This window comes from Lacibacter sp. MH-610, from assembly GCF_045780045.1.
Classification (GTDB): domain Bacteria; phylum Bacteroidota; class Bacteroidia; order Chitinophagales; family Chitinophagaceae; genus Lacibacter.
Map to the genome: position 1 here is coordinate 1,742,011 of NZ_CP116002.1, position 16,661 is coordinate 1,758,671.

Consider the following 16,661-nt stretch of genomic DNA (forward strand, 5'->3'; position numbering starts at 1 on the left):
TCAGGGGTTAATGGTTTCTTTTACGCTGCCGCAGGTGAGCATGCTGTTACCATAGTATGGGTTTTTAATTGCTTTTTCTCCACTGAGCCAGGAAGCTTTTTTCATAGGGCAATAATCTACGTACACTTCCTTGTCAGTTAATTTAATTCCCCTCGCTAATACGATCATGGCATTGGATAATGATATAAAGGCATCTCTTTGTTTATTAATATCTCCTGCTGATGCAATAATTCCTGCTGCATCAATTAAAGATTGTTGAAGTGGCTCAAATGTTTTTAACTCTGCAGCGTTGAGTTGCTTTATTGAAACAGCCGCTGCAGCATTTTTAAACTGAACTGCTATAGCCGCAGCCTGTTGCTGATTGCCTGCTACCAGTTCATTTTTTAAGTGATAGTAATGGGTAAGTAAATCAGAAAGAGATTTGTTTTGTGCTTTGGCTGAGCCTGTAAAAAATACAGTCAGTGCCAGGAAAATTGATTTCATATTTAAAGTTTTTGCAGATTTAAAAAAGTACACCGGCTATGAATGCCGGTGTAATTGTTTACTTTACAACTTCAGCTTTATAGCCGGCCTTTTCTACAGCTGCTACAACTTCAGCAGCGCTAAGGTTGCCCTCAGCTTCAATACGCAGAATTTTATCAGGGTTGGTAATATCTACTTCCCAGTTGTCTTCTCCTGCTACCTCGTTAAGAAAAGGAGTTGCTTTTGCCACACAACCTGAACATTTAATGGTTGTTTTGAAAGTTAATGCGTCCATCGTTCTGTATTTTTATTTTCTGATCAAATACGCCGGTCTTTTGCCGGTTTTCTTTTACAGTGTAAAATTAGAACTGCCTGCAGGCCTTATTGTTACAGAATAAATACAGAGATGTATATAATTTCAGGGAGTATCACTCAGTCAGTGATTTTATCAAGGGGTTTACGTTTGTTTTCCTTGAGGTTTTTGAAGTGGGAAGGTGTTAAGCCGGTTACTTTTTTAAATTGCTGGGAGAGGTGTTGTACGCTGCTGTAGCCCATCTCGTAGGCAATTTCGCTCAGGCTTTTTTCATCGTACATCAGCAGTTCCTTTACTTTTTCGATGCGCTGGAGTATGGCATATTTTTCAATGGTAATACCTTCAACTGAGGAAAACAAACTGCTGAGGTAGTGGTAATCAACACCAATTTTTTCTTCCAGCATGGCTGATAGCTTGAGGTTAAATTCCTCGGCATCTTTACCATGTATTAATGAAACAATTTCAGTTTTAATGCGCTCTACCGTTTTGGTCTTTTTATCATCCAGCAGCTCAAATCCCTGTTTTTGCAGATGTTCTCTTAATACTTCTAATTGTTCTTTACCGGGTTCAGTTGTAAGCTCAACCTGGCCAAGATCTACATTTTTATAAGGAAGCTGCAGTAAATCCAGCTCCTGGCGCACCACCATTTTACAACGGTCGCAAACCATATTCTTTATGTGAAGTACTACCGGCATGGTCCTGCAAAGATAGAGAGAGAATTTATATCTAAAAGACGTTGCTGTTCTGTTCCCTTCAAGGGATTTTATACATTTTTCACAAAATCATATAACAATTCCGGCGTCTGTTCATAGTTTCTTTGAAGTAAAATTGACGCTTATGCAACAGACAATATTTATCAAAGGAATGGTTTGCAACCGCTGCATTACCACTGTAACCAATGAATTAAACCGGCTGGGCATTGAGTTAGATGAAGTGAACCTGGGCGAAGTAAAGCTGGCGGTGAAGGATCCGTTTTCTGATTATGAAGCGTTGAACAATAAATTAAACCCGCTTGGTTTTGAAGTGCTGGAAAACAAACGCACCAAACTGGTGAAACAGGTAAAGAATATTGTAGCTCAGGTGTACTCAGGGGATTATGATTTTCCTTACCACTTCCGTATTTCAGATGTATTGGCAAAATCTCTGGGCAGGGATTATGAATACATCAGTCACGAGTTTTCTGCTGAAGAAGGAACTACCATTGAGCGGTATGTAATTGACTACCGTATTGAAAAAATCAAAGAATTCCTGGCTTATACTTCTTTATCTCTTGCTGATATTTCGTTCCGGCTTGGTTTCAGCAGTGTGGCACATTTATCACGCCAGTTCAAGCAGGTTACAGGATTAAATCCTTCACATTTTAAACAAATCAGGGATGATCGTTCCGGCATTCAGCCCGGCAACTGAAATTATATACAACCGCTACTCAATTGTATAACAATCCTCCCTCCACCAGATAATAGCTTTGTGATATTAATAAATGACGAATTATATGCAAACAATAACTACCGGTAAGCCTGTAAAAAGCAATTCATTTGTAAAAGAAACCTTTCCCGTTCTGGAAATGACCTGTGCGGCCTGTGCAGTAAGTGTGGAATCCATGTTAAAGTCAGTGGAAGGTGTAAAAGATGCCGGTGTAAACTTTGCCAACCAGGATGCGTGGGTAGAATACAATCCTGCTATTGCCACACCGGAGCAAATGCAGACAACCATCCGTTCTATTGGTTATGACCTGGTAATTGAAAAGGAAAATAAAGACGAAGTAAAAGAAGCCGCACAGCAAAAACATTATGAAGCTGTAAAACATCGTACCATCTGGTCTTCTGTTTTATCAGTGCCCGTGGTGATTATCGGAATGTTTTTTATGGATATGCCTTATGGCAATTATATCATGCTGCTGCTTTCCACACCCGTTGTGTTTTATTTCGGCCGCAGCTTTTTTATCAATGCATGGAAGCAGGCAAGACATGGTAAAGCAAATATGGATACACTGGTAGCATTGAGTACCGGTATTGCCTGGCTCTTCAGTACGTTTAATACCTTCTTTCCTGATTTCTGGCATGCACGTGGGTTACATGCACATGTGTACTTTGAAGCAGCGGCAGTGGTGATAGCCTTTATCTCACTGGGCAAGTTGTTAGAAGAAAAAGCAAAATCCAATACTTCATCTGCTATTAAAAAATTAATGGGTCTGCAACCCAAAACAGTAACACTTGTACTGGAAGATGATGCTACTAAAGAAATACCGGTGGCAGAAGTAAAGCCCGGTTATATTTTACTGGTAAAACCCGGTGAAAAAATACCGGTAGATGGTGTTGTTACCAGCGGACAATCTTTTGTAGATGAAAGTATGATTACCGGCGAACCTGTACCGGTGGAAAAAACAATTGATGAAAAAGTATTTGCAGGAACCATCAATCAAAAAGGAAGTTTTCGTTTTCGTGCTGAAAAAGTAGGAGCAGAAACTTTACTGGCACAGATTATAAAAATGGTGCAACAGGCACAGGGCAGTAAAGCGCCTGTTCAAAAACTGGTGGATAAAATTGCCGGTGTTTTTGTGCCGATTGTAATCGGTATTTCAATACTCACATTTATTGTATGGATGATCTGGGGTGGAGATAATGCATTTACACATGCTTTGTTAACGGCTGTTACCGTATTGGTAATTGCATGTCCATGTGCACTGGGGTTAGCTACTCCTACTGCTATTATGGTAGGTGTAGGTAAAGGAGCAGAGCATAACATTCTTATTAAAGATGCTGAAAGCCTGGAGCAGGCACATAAGATTAATGCCGTCATTCTGGATAAAACCGGTACGATTACAGAAGGTAAACCGGAAGTAAGTGATATTATTTTTGCCTATGGCGTACAGGTAAATTATCTCAAGTCAGTGCTTCTGGCAATTGAATCACAATCGGAGCACCCGCTGGCAGAAGCAGTTGTACGCTTTTTGCAAAAGGAAAAAACATTAGCAGTTAACGTTAACAGGATTGAGAGTGTAACCGGTAAAGGTGTAACGGCACTGTACCAAGGAAAAAATTATCTAATCGGAAATATTGCTTTGTTGAGAGAGAATGGTATTAAAGTAAGTCCCATACTGCAGGCTTCCATCAGGCAGTTGCAGGAGCAGGCGAAAACAGTTGTAGCCTTTGCTGAAGATAATGATGTGGTTGCAATCATAGCTATCTCTGATAAAATAAAAGCAACTTCAAAAGCCGCTATACAACAATTGCAGGACAGAGGTATTGAAGTGTATATGCTCACCGGCGATAATCAGCAAACTGCTGCTGCTATTGCAAAAGAAGTAGGGCTTAAGTCTTTTAAAGCTGAAGTGCTTCCTGCAGATAAAGCAGCATTTGTGGAAGAATTACAGGCCAAGGGCAAAGTAGTGGCGATGGTGGGGGATGGTATTAACGACAGTCATGCATTGGCCCAGGCAGATGTAAGTATTGCAATGGGTAAGGGCAGTGATATTGCAATGGATGTAGCTAAGATGACGCTCATTACTTCAGATCTTACCAGTATACCCAAGGCAATCCGTTTATCTAATCAAACTGTTGCAGCTATTAAGCAAAACCTGTTTTGGGCATTTATTTATAACCTGATTGGTATTCCTGTAGCGGCCGGTATTTTGTATCCCATAAATGGTTTCCTGCTGGATCCTATGATTGCAGGTGCAGCCATGGCGCTGAGCAGTGTGAGCGTGGTAAGCAATAGTTTACGTTTAAAATATTCTTCATTATTATAAAAGCAGTTCGTACAGTAAGTTGGTTTTGGTAGCGGCCCGGTATTCTTACCGGGCTTTTTGTTGCTGCTGAATTATATAAATCTTATGCTCTAAAGTGCAACAGAATCGCACAGGATAGGTTTTAGTTTTGACAATAAGAATACAGCAAACGAAAAACTTAATGTAGTTTATTTTTTGAGACATAAACCATTTGAAAATTTGTAAAAACAAATAGTTATGGAACTGGTAACCTTCAAAACAAATATCAGTACTGAAAAAGCAGTACAGCGTGTGGCTACCTACCTCAACGCTGCGGTGGGTACCGCCAACTGGCAACTCGATATCAGGGGCGCAGATAAAAAGCTCATGGTGTATTCACCCGGTATGGTAAATGAAATGCAGGTAATTGATGCCGTGCATAAAGCAGGTTATTATGCCATAAGTATGGAAGATTATTATTCCGTTTATTAAGCGCAGGCCTTCTTTAAGATGGCTGAATCATATTTTTTTATTCATTAATCATTAAACCTTTTTATGAAGTTGTCCTTTCATCTCTCCTTATTTGGTGCTGTCCTGCTTTTAGCAGCCAGTTGTAAAAAGCAGGATTTTGCACCGCCTGCCGTTCCCGGCTCTGTTGATACTACTGCTTACCTGCAGTTTGCCATACAAAATATGGCTGCAACTGAAACCGGAACTCATGCTATTATAAGCCTGGTAAACAGCAATGGTGATACAACAGTTAATAACCGCAAAATTCCTGTTACAAAAAAGAACCAGCAATTTATTACGGAGCCTATCGCTTTGCAGCGGAGCAGTTATTCCTTAGTAAAGTTTATTGTTGTTAAACTGTCTGATACAGCTTTGTATGCCGTGCCCAAAAAAGAAAGCAGTAAAGCTGCTCTTGTTACTGCACCGCTGCCTGCAGTTGTTGCAGTTGCAGCAAAGGGGGTGAATGCAGGTACAGTAGGAGTGCTTCCGGTAAACAGTACAGATATGCCGGCACAGTTTGGCTATACAGTAAATGATTTTGGATTTGTTCCCTATATAAATATTACAGCACATCTGCAGATAAAAACAGGTTCTGTTTTGTATGATAGTTTGCCCGGCACCATAAAAATGGAAGCAGTGGATGCAAACGGCACAAAATGGATACGGGAGCAGGTAATGAAAGCAGGACTTTATACTTTAAGTGTGCCTGCTAATTATCATTCCTATACCTTTTCTGTAAACAAGTGGAATACGACTATTCAAAAGCATTACACACAAAACACGATGCAGAGTGGAATGCATATGAAATTGTATGCCGAAAAAGAGAGTAAAAAACTAAAAGAAGAAATGGTGTATGTAGAAAACGGTTATGATCTCATTCCGGAGAACCGCTCTGAATTTTTCTATAATACCAATGGTACACTTAAAGAAATTAAGTTTTATCAACGCTCTACTGTGGTGGCCGGTTTGCCATTGAGTTACTGGTACCGGTTTCATTATTCACAGCCACAGGCATGGGATACTATGTTCCGTTATGATGCACAGCAGCAGCTTATCGGTTATACCGCAATGGAGCGTAGCGGAGACAGGATTGCTTCCATGTATCAGAAAAGTTATGATCAGCAAACCGGAGTTGCAGTGAGCTATTCTTTGTTGCAGCCCTTTGAAGTGATTACTGCCGATTATCTTTTTCATAATTCCAACTCCATGCGTTACCGTATGAAGTTTTATAATGGAAATAAAACAGAAGACCAGGCACAGTCATCTACCGGCGGCGCTGAGTCTTCAACGTACAGTTACGATCATGAAATCAATCCGTATCATCAATTAGGTTATGATGATTTGTATTTCACCAATGCATCAAAAAATAATATCACAGCAGTGCTCAAAGGCTATTCCGGTAATATTCCTTCTGTAGTGCCGTATAAATATGAATACCTCTATGATGGTGATGGTTATCCCAAAGAGTTATACATCAGCTATAAAGGATATACTTCACAACAACATTTGTACAGGTTAAAGAAAGTTTTCAGGTATCAGTAGGTTTAAGGTCAACAGATAGCAGAATCTGTAAGCGAGGGGATTGTTTTCAATCCCCTTTTATTTTTATTTGAAATGTTATACATCTGCATCGCAATAGTATAATAGATACCGCTCTGCCTGCATCTACTTTTGATTTTATTATCATCATTAAAACATAAGTTATGCAAGCAAATTATTTAAAGGCCGGATTTTTTACAGTTGTTATGACTGCAGCTTTTATAGCATGCAACAGTAAAGCATCTGATAAAGACCAGAAAACCCAGGCAGCAGCACCTGCAGGATTGCCGGTAGATGTAAAAGTTGTTGAAGAATCATTTATTGATCAGAGCGAAGTAGTAGCAGGCTCAATTGTGCCAAACAGAACCGTTGAGATTGCTGCTGAGTTGCCCCGCAAATTAGTAGCAGTTCATTTTAAAGATGGCGCTTTTGTAAGAGAAGGAGCTGTTTTGTACAAGCTGGATGATGCAGACATCAAAGCAAAAATCAAACAATTACAGGCTGATCTGAACCTGGCACAAATTAATGAGCAACGCCTGGCTGCTTTGCTTAAAACGGAAAGTGTAAGAAGAGAAGAGTATGATGCAGCTTATGCTAAACTGCAATCTTTAGAGGCTGCTAAAGAATTGCTTCAGGTTGAATTAAGCAAAACGGTAGTGCGTGCGCCTTTTTCGGGCATCATCGGAATCAGTAAAGTATTTGAAGGTTCTTATGTGGTGCCGGGCGCTCCTTTAGTGAGTTTGCAGGAGCAGCATGTATTAAAAGTTCAATTCAGCATTTCAGAAAAATATTTACCCATACTCAAACCCGGAGCCAGAATTTATTTTACCACAACATTGGGTAGTGATAAAATAACAGCTACCATTCTCTCTGCGGAGGCATCAGTAGATGCACAATCAAGAGCCATATTAGTTCAGGCTTTGTTTTCCAATACCGCTGGTAAGTTAAAACCGGGAATGTCAGCAAAAGTATTTTTCAATACTTCTTCCAACTATGCAAAAGGTATGATGGTACCTACGGAGGCGTTAATGCCCGGTGGAAAGGGATATAGTGTGTTTGTTGTAAAAAATGGCGTTGCTGCAGTAAGGCCTGTAACCGTATCAAGCCGTAATGAAAAAGAAGCAATGATCAATTCAGGTATTACAGCAGGGGATACTGTAATTGTTTCCAATATTCTCCGTACAACTGACGGTACACCGGTAACCATTGTTTCATCTAACTAATTAAAAATATTATTATGAGTTTACCATCATTAAGTATAAAAAAACCGGTACTGGCGGCAGTATTTTCTGCTCTCATCGTCATCGCCGGTCTTGTAGGCTGGCGTTACCTTGGCGTGCGGGAGTTTCCTATGACAGAACCACCTGTTATTGCAGTGGTTACATTTTATCCCGGTGCCAGCCCTGATGTGATTGCATCAAAAATTACAAAGCCATTAGAAGAATCGATTGCAGAAGCAAATGGCGTTCGAACCATCTCCAGTGAATCAAGAGAACAGGTAAGTGTGATTTCAATTGAGTTCAACCGTGATGTTGACCTTGAAGATGCGTTGAATGATGTGCGTGATAAAGTAGCCAAATCAAAAAATCAATTACCTGCCGATGTGGATCCTCCCATTGTAGAAAAAGCAACTTCACCCGATAACCTGGTGGCGTTTCTTGAAGTAGAAAGTGATACAAAGGACATAAAAGAAGTAAGCCATCTTGCTTCAACTACTATCAAAGATAGAATGCAATCTATACCCGGTATTCAACGGGTGGCTATTGTAGGTGAGCATAAGTATGCCATGCGTTTGCGGTTTGATCCTGTAAAACTTGCAGCGTATCAACTTACACCTGAAGATATCCGCATTGCTCTGCAGAAAGAAAATATTGATTTGCCTTCCGGAAGAATTGAAGGAAATAACAGTGAGTTAAGTGTTCGCACATTGGGAAGGTTAAGCAAGCCGGAGGAGTTTAATGAAATGATTATTAAGCAAACACCCACCGCCGTTGTTCGCTTAAAGGATATCGGCTTTGCAGAACTTGGTGAGTTGAATGAACGGAATGCAATCATTAATGAAACAGGCGGTAAGAACGTAGTAGGTGTTGGTGTGGCAATTCAGATTCAGCGTGGTGCCAATGCCATCCAGGTAGTAGATGAGTTTTACAAACGCCTGGAGCAGCTACGCAAAGAGATTTCCAAAGAGTACCGTTTGATTGTTGGTTTTGATTTTACAAAACCAGTTCGTGAATCTATAACGGAAGTAGAAGAAACTTTATTCATTGCATTTGGACTGGTGGTAATTATCATTTTCCTGTTTTTGAGAGACTGGCGTTCTACCATCATTCCGGTAATTGCCATTCCTGTTTCCATTCTTTCTGCATTCTTCATCATGTACATTGCCGGCTTTTCTATTAACGTACTCACACTTTTAGGTTTGGTACTGGCCATTGGACTTGTGGTGGATGATGCGATTGTGGTGCTGGAGAATATTTATAAAAAAGTAGAAGAAGGGATGAACCCGGTGCAGGCTGCCTTTGCAGGTAGTAAGGAAATTTATTTTGCAGTCATTTCTACTACCATCACCCTTGCTGCAGTGTTCATGCCTATCATTTTTATGGGAGGCATCAGCGGACAGCTGTTTAAAGAGTTTGCTATTGTAGTTTCAGGTTCTGTATTGGTATCTGCATTTGTAGCGCTTACATTATCACCCATGCTCAGTGCTTATTTACTCAGGAAAGCTGATAAGCCTAACTGGTTATACCGTGCTACTGAACCATTTTTTGTGCGTTTGACTAAAGGATACGGAAAACTCTTGCGTTTGTTCATGCGTGTACGCTGGATGGCCTGGGTATTTCTTGTGGCAACTGCTGCTATCATTTATGTAGTGGGTAAAAAACTTCCCTCCGAACTGGCACCTGTAGAAGACAGAAGCAATATGAGTTTGATTGCTATTGCGCCGGAAGGTGTTTCATTTGAAAAAATGAAAGAGAATATGATGCAGGTAGGTAAGTATGTAAATGATTCTACCGATGGATTGTATCAAACTTATTCCATGGTGGCCATCTCGTTCATTCCTGCACCTGCACCCACAAGTTTTGCAGTACAATCTATTTATCTCAAAGATCCAAAAGAACGTAAAACTTCTATACAGCAATTGTATAACCATTATGCGATGGCTTCCGGAAACTTCAGAAATATTTTGATGTTCCCCTATATGCCGCCTACAATTGGTACACGCTATGGAGGTGGTATGCCGGTTCAGTTTGTATTACAGGCTGCTGATCTTGAAAGTGTGAATGCTGTATTGCCGAAGTTTTTGAATGCAGCACGTCAAAGTAAGAAACTGATGTTTGTGGATGCTGATCTCAAGATGAATAAACCCGAGCTTAAAATTAATATTGACAGAAGTAAAGCTGCATTAATGGGTGTCTCCATCCAGGAAGTAGCAAGAGCATTACAGCTTTCTTTCTCCGGTCAGCGGTATGGTTATTACCTGCAAAACGATCGTCAATATGAAGTGATTGGCCAGGTAGAGCGTGTAAACAGAAATGATCTCAGTGATCTGCGGTCTATTTATGTACGTTCAGCGAATGGTACTATGATTTCATTGGATAATCTTGTTACCATAGATGAAGGAATCAGCCCTGCTGCTATTTATCGTTATGATCAGTTTACATCAGCTACTGTTTCCGCAGGTTTAGCCCCCGGTGTAAGTCTTGCAGATGGAATTGAAGAAATGGAACGTATTAAAAAAGAAGTGCTGGGTGAAAATTTCAAAACTTCATTGGCAGGTCAGTCAAGAGATTTCCAGGAAAGCCAGGGCAATATCAACTTCACACTTATACTCGCCCTGTTGCTCATTTATATGATTCTTGCAGCACAGTTTGAAAGTTTACGGGATCCGTTGATTATTATGCTTACGGTGCCTATGGCTGTTACAGGAGCATTGTTGAGTCTTGATTGGTTTGGTCAAAGTCTGAATGTGTTCAGCCAGATCGGAATTATTACACTCGTAGGCCTGATAACCAAGAATGGAATTTTGATTGTGGAGTTTGCCAATCATTTAAAAGCCACTGGACTTTCAAGATTAGATGCTGCCGTACATGCTGCAGAACAACGTTTCCGCCCCATACTTATGACTTCCTTAGCCATGATTTTTGGTGCATTGCCCATTGCTATGACTCATAACAGCCGTCAATCACTCGGTATTGTGATTGCAGGTGGTCTCATATTCGCAGGTATCCTTACGCTGTTTATTATTCCTGCAGTGTATTCCTACCTGTCATCCGGTAAACGGAAAAAAGAAGTGGAAGAAATAGTGGAGGTGCAGGAAGCCTGATTTTAATCATTATAAAAATAGTTTTATGAAAAAAATAGTATTAAGAAGTCTGATGCTGCTGTTACCGGCAGTGTCATCTTCTGTAAGCTTTGCGCAGGTGCAGCCCATGAGTTTAAAAGATGTGCTGCAAACTACAGCCGCCGGTAACCGGCAATTACAGATACGTACGCTGGAGCTGAAACGTTCTGAAGAATTAGTGAAAGAGGCAAAAAGTTTTTTACTTCCTTCTGTTCATTTTAACAGCAGTTACCTGTTTTTTGCGGAGCGCCCGGTAATTTATTTAAGGGATGAAAATGCAACACCAAAGGCAAACGATATCAAGTTTGGCGGAAGACTGTCCTTTGATGCAAATGTTACAGCTGTTTACGGACTTACCAATCCATCAGCAAAAAACCAGGTAAAAAATGTACAGTTGCAACAGCGGACAGAAGTGCAGAATAAAAAAATGCTGGAAGAGCAATTGGCATTTGAAGTATCTCAGTTGTATTATACCGTTTTGTTTTATGAACAGCAAAAGCAGGTGTTGCAGCAAAGTCTTTTACGAAATGAAAGAGCTTTAACCGATGCACGAAATTTGTTTTTGCAGGGAAAAAATTTAAAAACAGATACGCTCAGTCATTTTATTGCGGTTCAGAATATCAAACTGTCTGTTTCTTCGCTGGAAAACCAGGTGCAGATAGCGCTTATGCAAATGAAGCAATTAATGGGTGTTGAATTATCAACCTCATTGATGCTGAGTGATTCGTTAATGATTGAGGAGCATCATGCGCATCAGATTATTTCATCATCTGCCATGGAAATAGCCGGTAATAATCGTCCTGATATTCACATTGCTCAATTACAGATAGCACAAAGTAAACTGCAGTTGGAGCGCATCAGGGCAATGTATAAACCACAACTCCAGGTGTTTGCTCAATACCAGGTTCAATCACAGGCAGATGATTATCGCTTTAAGTATTATGGATTGCCCCGTACATCTTTTGCCGGTTTGCGTTTTAATGTACCTATCTATTCAGGTAACCGTATGAAGTACCAGTCAGCCGCTGTTTCTTTTTCAGTAAAACAACAGGAACTGGCCTTGACAGATCTCACAACAAAAGTAGCAACTGTAATTGCTTCCTTAACTGTAAAGTTGCAGGATGAATTAAAGCAATGGTCCATACAAAAGCAGAATGTTGATGCGGCATGGATCAGTTACCAGATGGTGTATGAACGTTACAGGGCCGGGCTGGGTAACCGATTGGAACTGGCAGATGCTGAATTGGTTTTAACCAAAGCAAGATTGGAAGATACCCGCCTGCAGTATTCCATCAGGTTAGTAATGATGGATTTACAGAAAGCGATGGGCAATTTAAAACTCATAAATGAATAAAATCAATATGGAAACTACAGCAACCACACAATGGTATCAGGCGGAACAACTGGTGGTAACAAAATTATCCGGTAAAGTTAATTCCAATCATGTACAGCAATGGAAAGAATCATTAGATGCGGTTTTCAAAAATATCCCTGAACATACTTCCTTTAAAATGCTGGTTGATCTGCATGGATTTGAAGCTGAAAGTACAGAGGTGCATAAAGAGTACCGCAGCATCATTCCTTTATTACTGGCTGATTATGGTTATCGTATCGGCTACCTGGATATGTTTCCGGAAGCAACCGTTGAGCTGAGAAATATAAGAGGAATACAATGTGTAGCAATGGCGAATGTGCATCATAATGCTGATAAGATGCAGGATTATGAAACCAGGTTCAGTAAGCCGCATGAGCATTATTTTACAGACCCGGATGCAGCTATGAACTGGATCAAAGAATTCAATATGAAAAACTGATCAATCAAAACATTGATCTTGGAGTTGAACAGGCGCCATACAAGGCGCCTGTTTGTTATTTAATATGGCAGTAAGGTGTTGACTGTTGAAATTATATACAAGCTATCCTGTTTAGTATAAAGCAGCCGCCCTTTGCGAAAGCTACTTTCGTATAAAATATTAAGTATGCAAACAATAAATCATTCAATCGTAAAAAATGAAAAAAGGTGGACAGCGCTTGCATTGCTCTGTACTGCACAGTTCATGGTAATTATGGATACATCTATCATTGGTGTAGCCTTACCCGCCATTAAAAGTGAATTAGGATTTACGCAAAGTGGTTTGCAATGGATCTTTAATGCGTATGTTATTCTTTTTGGCGGTATCTTATTATTAGGTGGCCGTTTATCGGATCTGTTTGGAGCCCGTAAAATTTTTATGTGGGGTTTTGGTTTCCTGGCTATTGCTTCTTTTTTTGCGGGAGCAGCCTGGTCACCTGAAGTATTAAATATCAGTCGTGCGGTACAGGGCTTAGGCTCTGCCTTGATTGCACCTGCGGCCATGACTTTACTCATGACCACATTCACTGATCCGCAGGAATTAGGAAAAGCATTTGGTTTTTGGGGCGCCTCTGCTGCTGCAGGTGGATCTGCCGGTGTGTTTCTTGGAGGTGTCATTACAGAGTGGCTGGATTGGCGCTGGGTGTTTTACATTAATATTCCAATTGCATTGGTTGTTTTAGCTTTCAGTAAACAATATCTTGTTGCAGGCCGCAAAGCATTGGGCCGGGTTGATTGGACAGGTGCAATACTCGCCACATCCTCTTTAATTCTGTTCGTTTATGCCATTGTAACTGCAGAAGCTGCAGGATGGCTTTCTGCACAAACACTTGGTTTGCTTGCTGTAGCTGTTCTTTTGCTTATCATATTTATTAATACGCAAAAGAAAGCCAAAGAACCTTTATTACCCTTGCAGATTTTTAAAGTACCCAATCTTACAGCAGGTAATATTGTAATGGCATTAATGGCTGCTGCATGGATACCGCTTTGGTTTTTTCTGAATCTTTATCTGCAGCAGATTTTGCAACTCAATGCCTTTAACAGTGGATTAGCTTTATTGCCCATGACGATTGTTATTATGATTGTAATGGTTGGTCTTACAGGTAAACTGGTTGCTAAATTCGGTTTTAAGAAAAATCTTGTTGCAGGTTTAATTTCACTTACACTTTCTTTAATACTGTTCAGCATCGTTCCTTCAAACGGAACCTATCTGCTCAATGTATTACCTGCATCTTTATTAGGTGCATTAGGAATGTCGCTGGCATATATTCCCGGAACGATGGCTTCCATGTCAGGCGCCAAGCCGGAAGAAACAGGTCTTGCTTCAGGTATTGTTAATACCAGTTACCAGATTGGCTCAGCTATTGGCCTAGCTGTTATTGCAGTAATTGCTGCAGCTGTAACAAAATCAGGAATTACTGCCGGCGTAAATGAAACAGAAGCATTAAACAATGGATTTCAAACCGCATTCATCAGTGCTGCTGTAATAGGAGCTGTTAGTGTATTGATTGCTGTGTTTAAAATCAAACATTCAAAATAGTTGATACAAGTTTTGTTTCAAAGCCCTGCATTATAACGCAGGGCTTTTTTATTTATAACAGGTATAAAATATACAACTCATAGTTTATAGTATAACAACACCAGGTGAAGCCAATGGTACTTTTATGTTGTGAATGAATCGATGCTTACCCGGTAAAAAATTAATCAGGATTAAGCTGAAATCTTAAGATAGTTTATTGTTCATCGCTTCTAATGAATTCAATTTTGACTTACAAATTCATCGTTATGGAACTCATTACATATAAAACTGAAATTAGAAATGAATCAGCCGCCGGAAAAGTTGCCTTGCTTTTAAATCAACTTATTGGTTCTTCTAACTGGCAATTGGATTTAGAAAGCGCTGATGGTCTTTTAACTGTCTTTTCGCCCGGAGCTTTGAATGAGCCTGAGATAAGAGCTACGATACAGCAAGCAGGGTTTGAAGCAAAAAGTATTGAAAGAATTTATTCAATCTATTAATATGAAACCAAGAGACATTTTCAATATGCTGGTCTTAGCTGCTATCTGGGGCAGTTCATACCTTTTTATCAGAATGGTAGCGCCGGTTATCGGTGTTTCATTAACAATGGGTACAAGGGTGCTTATTGCTGCTTTATTCCTTTCTGTGTTGTCATTAGTTTACGGGCAATTTCCTTCTTTTAAAAAATATTGGTGGCAATATATTTTATTGGGCGCTTTAAATATGGTATTGCCCAATCTGCTGGTAGTATTTTCTGTAATGCAGTTAAACGCTTCAATGGGTTCTGTTTTAAATGCAACTACACCTTTGTTTACATTACTGATTGCACGAATATGGTTGAAAGAAAAACTTAGTGTTGCAAAAATTACCGGTTTGCTTTTGGGTATTGCCGGAATTGTAATACTGGTGGGATGGAACCCTGTTGCTGTTAATGGAAAAGCAATGATTGCAATAGCAGCTTCCATTCTTGCAGCGGTAAGTTACGGTGTTGCAAATGTATTTACACGCATAAAATTTACAGGAAGCAAACCGATGCAAACTGCCTCCGGTCAAATGATCGGTGCTGCTGCTTTAGTACTGCCGTTTTTGTTTGCCGGAAGTAATACTCAAACGTTCTCCTTGCCTGTATTTACTCCGCTTCTTATCCTGGGAATTGTTTGTACTGCACTGGCCTTCATCATTTATTTTAAGCTGGTGAGCAGTATGGGATCCGTAAATACTTCAATGGTAACAATACTGGTTCCTTTTTTTGGAATTCTATGGTCAGCTGTTTTCTTGAGCGAACCGGTTACAATCGGATTATTGATCGGATTGATTTTTATAATCACCGGACTCACTTTGGTAATCCGCTCGGCTAATAAATCAGCACGTACTATGGTAAAAGTACCGGGCATTGTTTCAAGTGCAAAAGATGTATCGCCTTTATTAACCGTAGTTTCTAAGAAAGTTTCGTAAAGACAAAAGTCATAATCATAAAAGTAAAATAATGAAGAAGAAAATATTTTATACGGATAACCATTGGACGGGTTTGATTGCAAGAGTTATACTTGGTTTATTAATGCTGCCACATGGTTTGCAAAAAACATTCGGACTATTTGGTGGGTACGGTTATAACGGAACAATGGGATGGTTAACCCAAACCATGCACATCCCTTCTCTAATTGCTTTCCTGGTAATTGTTGCAGAGTTTGTAGGTGCTGTTTCTTTAATTGCAGGTTTTGCTACAAGGTTCTGGTCGTTTGTGATGATTCCTCTCATGCTCGGTGCTGTTTTAATGGTGCATATGCCTCATGGATTATTTATGAACTGGAGCGGAACAGCAGGTGGTGAAGGTTATGAGTATCACATCGCCATCATCGCTTTAGCTGTCATTTCTTTAGTTAACGTAGCCGGAAAATTTTCAATAGACAGACAGATTGCTGCAATTAAACATTGATATATGAACGAAAGAATAAATTTAAATGAAACTGAACCGGCAGCTCTTAAAGCGATGCTGACGCTGGAAAAATATGTAACAGAAACCCCTGTTTCTGCAATTCATAAGGAATTGATAAGGATACGAGTCTCTCAACTGAATGGATGTTCATTTTGCCTCGATATGCATATAAAGGAAGCCAAAAAAATAGGGGAGGATGAACAAAGGCTACACATGCTGGCAGTTTGGCGGGTGTCAGATTTATTTTCCGGGGAGGAGAAAGTAATTCTTGCACTCACGGAAAGAATGACGCTCATTCACCAGGAACGGATACCGGCAAAGCTGCTGACCAAAGCAAAAGAATTATTTGGGGAAAAGTACCTGGCACAATTGATTATGACAATCGTAACCATTAATGCCTGGAACAGAATAGCTATAACTACAGATTTATAATGCCTTTTTGCCCGGCTTTCTCTGGCTGTGTTACAATAGGCTTATCAGAA

The 16,661-nt window shown here is 40.0% G+C and carries 16 protein-coding genes; 13 read left to right on the plus strand and 3 right to left on the minus strand.

Annotation, left to right across the window (positions count from 1 at the left end; genetic code table 11):
- The 3 genes from PDL71_RS07955 to PDL71_RS07965 all read right to left on the minus strand — a co-directional run bounded on the left by PDL71_RS07955 (position 1) and on the right by PDL71_RS07965 (position 1,470).
- Entirely contained in the window at positions 1-483 is a 483-nt protein-coding gene (locus tag PDL71_RS07955; RefSeq protein ID WP_407527756.1) for a DUF3347 domain-containing protein, read from the minus strand.
- Positions 484-541: 58 nt separating this feature from the next.
- A complete protein-coding gene (locus PDL71_RS07960) occupies positions 542-757 on the minus strand; it encodes a heavy-metal-associated domain-containing protein (protein WP_407527758.1) in 216 nt (71 codons plus the stop codon).
- A 137-nt stretch (positions 758-894) separates the two neighbouring features.
- Positions 895-1,470 carry a helix-turn-helix domain-containing protein gene (locus tag PDL71_RS07965; protein WP_407527761.1) on the minus strand — a complete coding sequence of 192 codons (576 nt, stop codon included), beginning with the start codon at positions 1,468-1,470 and terminating at the stop codon, positions 895-897.
- Positions 1,471-1,612: 142 nt separating this feature from the next.
- On the opposite strand from PDL71_RS07965, the gene PDL71_RS07970 reads away from it, so the two are divergent.
- The 13 genes from PDL71_RS07970 (at position 1,613) to PDL71_RS08030 (ending at position 16,611) form a co-directional block, all read left to right on the plus strand.
- Positions 1,613-2,182 carry an AraC family transcriptional regulator gene (locus PDL71_RS07970; protein ID WP_407527763.1) on the plus strand — a complete coding sequence of 190 codons (570 nt, stop codon included), beginning with the start codon at positions 1,613-1,615 and terminating at the stop codon, positions 2,180-2,182.
- 85 nt (positions 2,183-2,267) lie between these two features.
- On the plus strand, positions 2,268-4,523 hold the full coding sequence (locus PDL71_RS07975) for a heavy metal translocating P-type ATPase (RefSeq protein WP_407527766.1): 2,256 nt from the start codon (positions 2,268-2,270) through the stop codon (positions 4,521-4,523).
- A gap of 216 nt (positions 4,524-4,739) precedes the next feature.
- On the plus strand, positions 4,740-4,973 hold the full coding sequence (locus PDL71_RS07980) for a heavy metal transport/detoxification protein (protein ID WP_407527770.1): 234 nt from the start codon (positions 4,740-4,742) through the stop codon (positions 4,971-4,973).
- 63 nt (positions 4,974-5,036) lie between these two features.
- Positions 5,037-6,533, plus strand: coding sequence for a hypothetical protein (locus PDL71_RS07985; protein WP_407527773.1), 1,497 nt, complete (start codon positions 5,037-5,039; stop codon positions 6,531-6,533).
- A 161-nt stretch (positions 6,534-6,694) separates the two neighbouring features.
- Entirely contained in the window at positions 6,695-7,753 is a 1,059-nt protein-coding gene (locus PDL71_RS07990) for an efflux RND transporter periplasmic adaptor subunit (protein ID WP_407527776.1), read from the plus strand.
- Positions 7,754-7,767: 14 nt separating this feature from the next.
- Positions 7,768-10,854 (plus strand): efflux RND transporter permease subunit, encoded by a 3,087-nt coding sequence (locus PDL71_RS07995; protein ID WP_407527778.1) that lies wholly within the window; start codon positions 7,768-7,770, stop codon positions 10,852-10,854.
- Between the two features lie 25 nt (positions 10,855-10,879).
- A complete protein-coding gene (locus tag PDL71_RS08000) occupies positions 10,880-12,226 on the plus strand; it encodes a TolC family protein (protein ID WP_407527780.1) in 1,347 nt (448 codons plus the stop codon).
- Positions 12,219-12,686 (plus strand): hypothetical protein, encoded by a 468-nt coding sequence (locus PDL71_RS08005; RefSeq protein ID WP_407527783.1) that lies wholly within the window; start codon positions 12,219-12,221, stop codon positions 12,684-12,686. The genes PDL71_RS08000 and PDL71_RS08005 overlap by 8 nt, the downstream gene beginning before the upstream one ends.
- A 165-nt stretch (positions 12,687-12,851) precedes the next feature.
- Positions 12,852-14,264 (plus strand): MFS transporter, encoded by a 1,413-nt coding sequence (locus PDL71_RS08010; protein WP_407527785.1) that lies wholly within the window; start codon positions 12,852-12,854, stop codon positions 14,262-14,264.
- A gap of 245 nt (positions 14,265-14,509) precedes the next feature.
- On the plus strand, positions 14,510-14,743 hold the full coding sequence (locus tag PDL71_RS08015; protein ID WP_407527788.1) for a hypothetical protein: 234 nt from the start codon (positions 14,510-14,512) through the stop codon (positions 14,741-14,743).
- Between the two features lies 1 nt (position 14,744).
- Positions 14,745-15,698 (plus strand): DMT family transporter, encoded by a 954-nt coding sequence (locus PDL71_RS08020; protein WP_407527791.1) that lies wholly within the window; start codon positions 14,745-14,747, stop codon positions 15,696-15,698.
- Positions 15,699-15,729: 31 nt separating this feature from the next.
- The gene (locus PDL71_RS08025) at positions 15,730-16,179 is read left to right on the plus strand and encodes a DoxX family protein (protein WP_407527794.1); all 450 of its coding nucleotides are present in this window, start codon (positions 15,730-15,732) and stop codon (positions 16,177-16,179) included.
- Between the two features lie 3 nt (positions 16,180-16,182).
- Complete coding sequence (locus PDL71_RS08030) at positions 16,183-16,611, plus strand: carboxymuconolactone decarboxylase family protein (protein ID WP_407527796.1); 429 nt, start codon at positions 16,183-16,185, stop codon at positions 16,609-16,611.
- Positions 16,612-16,661: the final 50 nt, after the last annotated feature.

Excerpts from the sequence above, each read along its gene's own strand:
- PDL71_RS08020 (WP_407527791.1), top strand. The coding sequence starts at position 14,745 with ATGAAACCAAGAGACATTTTCAATATGCTGGTCTTAGCTGCTATCTGG.
- PDL71_RS08030 (WP_407527796.1), top strand. The coding sequence starts at position 16,183 with ATGAACGAAAGAATAAATTTAAATGAAACTGAACCGGCAGCTCTTAAA.
- PDL71_RS08000 (WP_407527780.1), top strand. The coding sequence starts at position 10,880 with ATGAAAAAAATAGTATTAAGAAGTCTGATGCTGCTGTTACCGGCAGTG.
- PDL71_RS07980 (WP_407527770.1), top strand. The coding sequence starts at position 4,740 with ATGGAACTGGTAACCTTCAAAACAAATATCAGTACTGAAAAAGCAGTA.
- PDL71_RS08025 (WP_407527794.1), top strand. The coding sequence starts at position 15,730 with ATGAAGAAGAAAATATTTTATACGGATAACCATTGGACGGGTTTGATT.
- PDL71_RS07985 (WP_407527773.1), top strand. The coding sequence starts at position 5,037 with ATGAAGTTGTCCTTTCATCTCTCCTTATTTGGTGCTGTCCTGCTTTTA.
- PDL71_RS07960 (WP_407527758.1), bottom strand. The coding sequence starts at position 757 with ATGGACGCATTAACTTTCAAAACAACCATTAAATGTTCAGGTTGTGTG.
- PDL71_RS07955 (WP_407527756.1), bottom strand. The coding sequence starts at position 483 with ATGAAATCAATTTTCCTGGCACTGACTGTATTTTTTACAGGCTCAGCC.
- PDL71_RS07975 (WP_407527766.1), top strand. The coding sequence starts at position 2,268 with ATGCAAACAATAACTACCGGTAAGCCTGTAAAAAGCAATTCATTTGTA.
- PDL71_RS07995 (WP_407527778.1), top strand. The coding sequence starts at position 7,768 with ATGAGTTTACCATCATTAAGTATAAAAAAACCGGTACTGGCGGCAGTA.
- PDL71_RS07965 (WP_407527761.1), bottom strand. The coding sequence starts at position 1,470 with ATGCCGGTAGTACTTCACATAAAGAATATGGTTTGCGACCGTTGTAAA.
- PDL71_RS07970 (WP_407527763.1), top strand. The coding sequence starts at position 1,613 with ATGCAACAGACAATATTTATCAAAGGAATGGTTTGCAACCGCTGCATT.
- PDL71_RS07990 (WP_407527776.1), top strand. The coding sequence starts at position 6,695 with ATGCAAGCAAATTATTTAAAGGCCGGATTTTTTACAGTTGTTATGACT.
- PDL71_RS08015 (WP_407527788.1), top strand. The coding sequence starts at position 14,510 with ATGGAACTCATTACATATAAAACTGAAATTAGAAATGAATCAGCCGCC.
- PDL71_RS08010 (WP_407527785.1), top strand. The coding sequence starts at position 12,852 with ATGCAAACAATAAATCATTCAATCGTAAAAAATGAAAAAAGGTGGACA.
- PDL71_RS08005 (WP_407527783.1), top strand. The coding sequence starts at position 12,219 with ATGAATAAAATCAATATGGAAACTACAGCAACCACACAATGGTATCAG.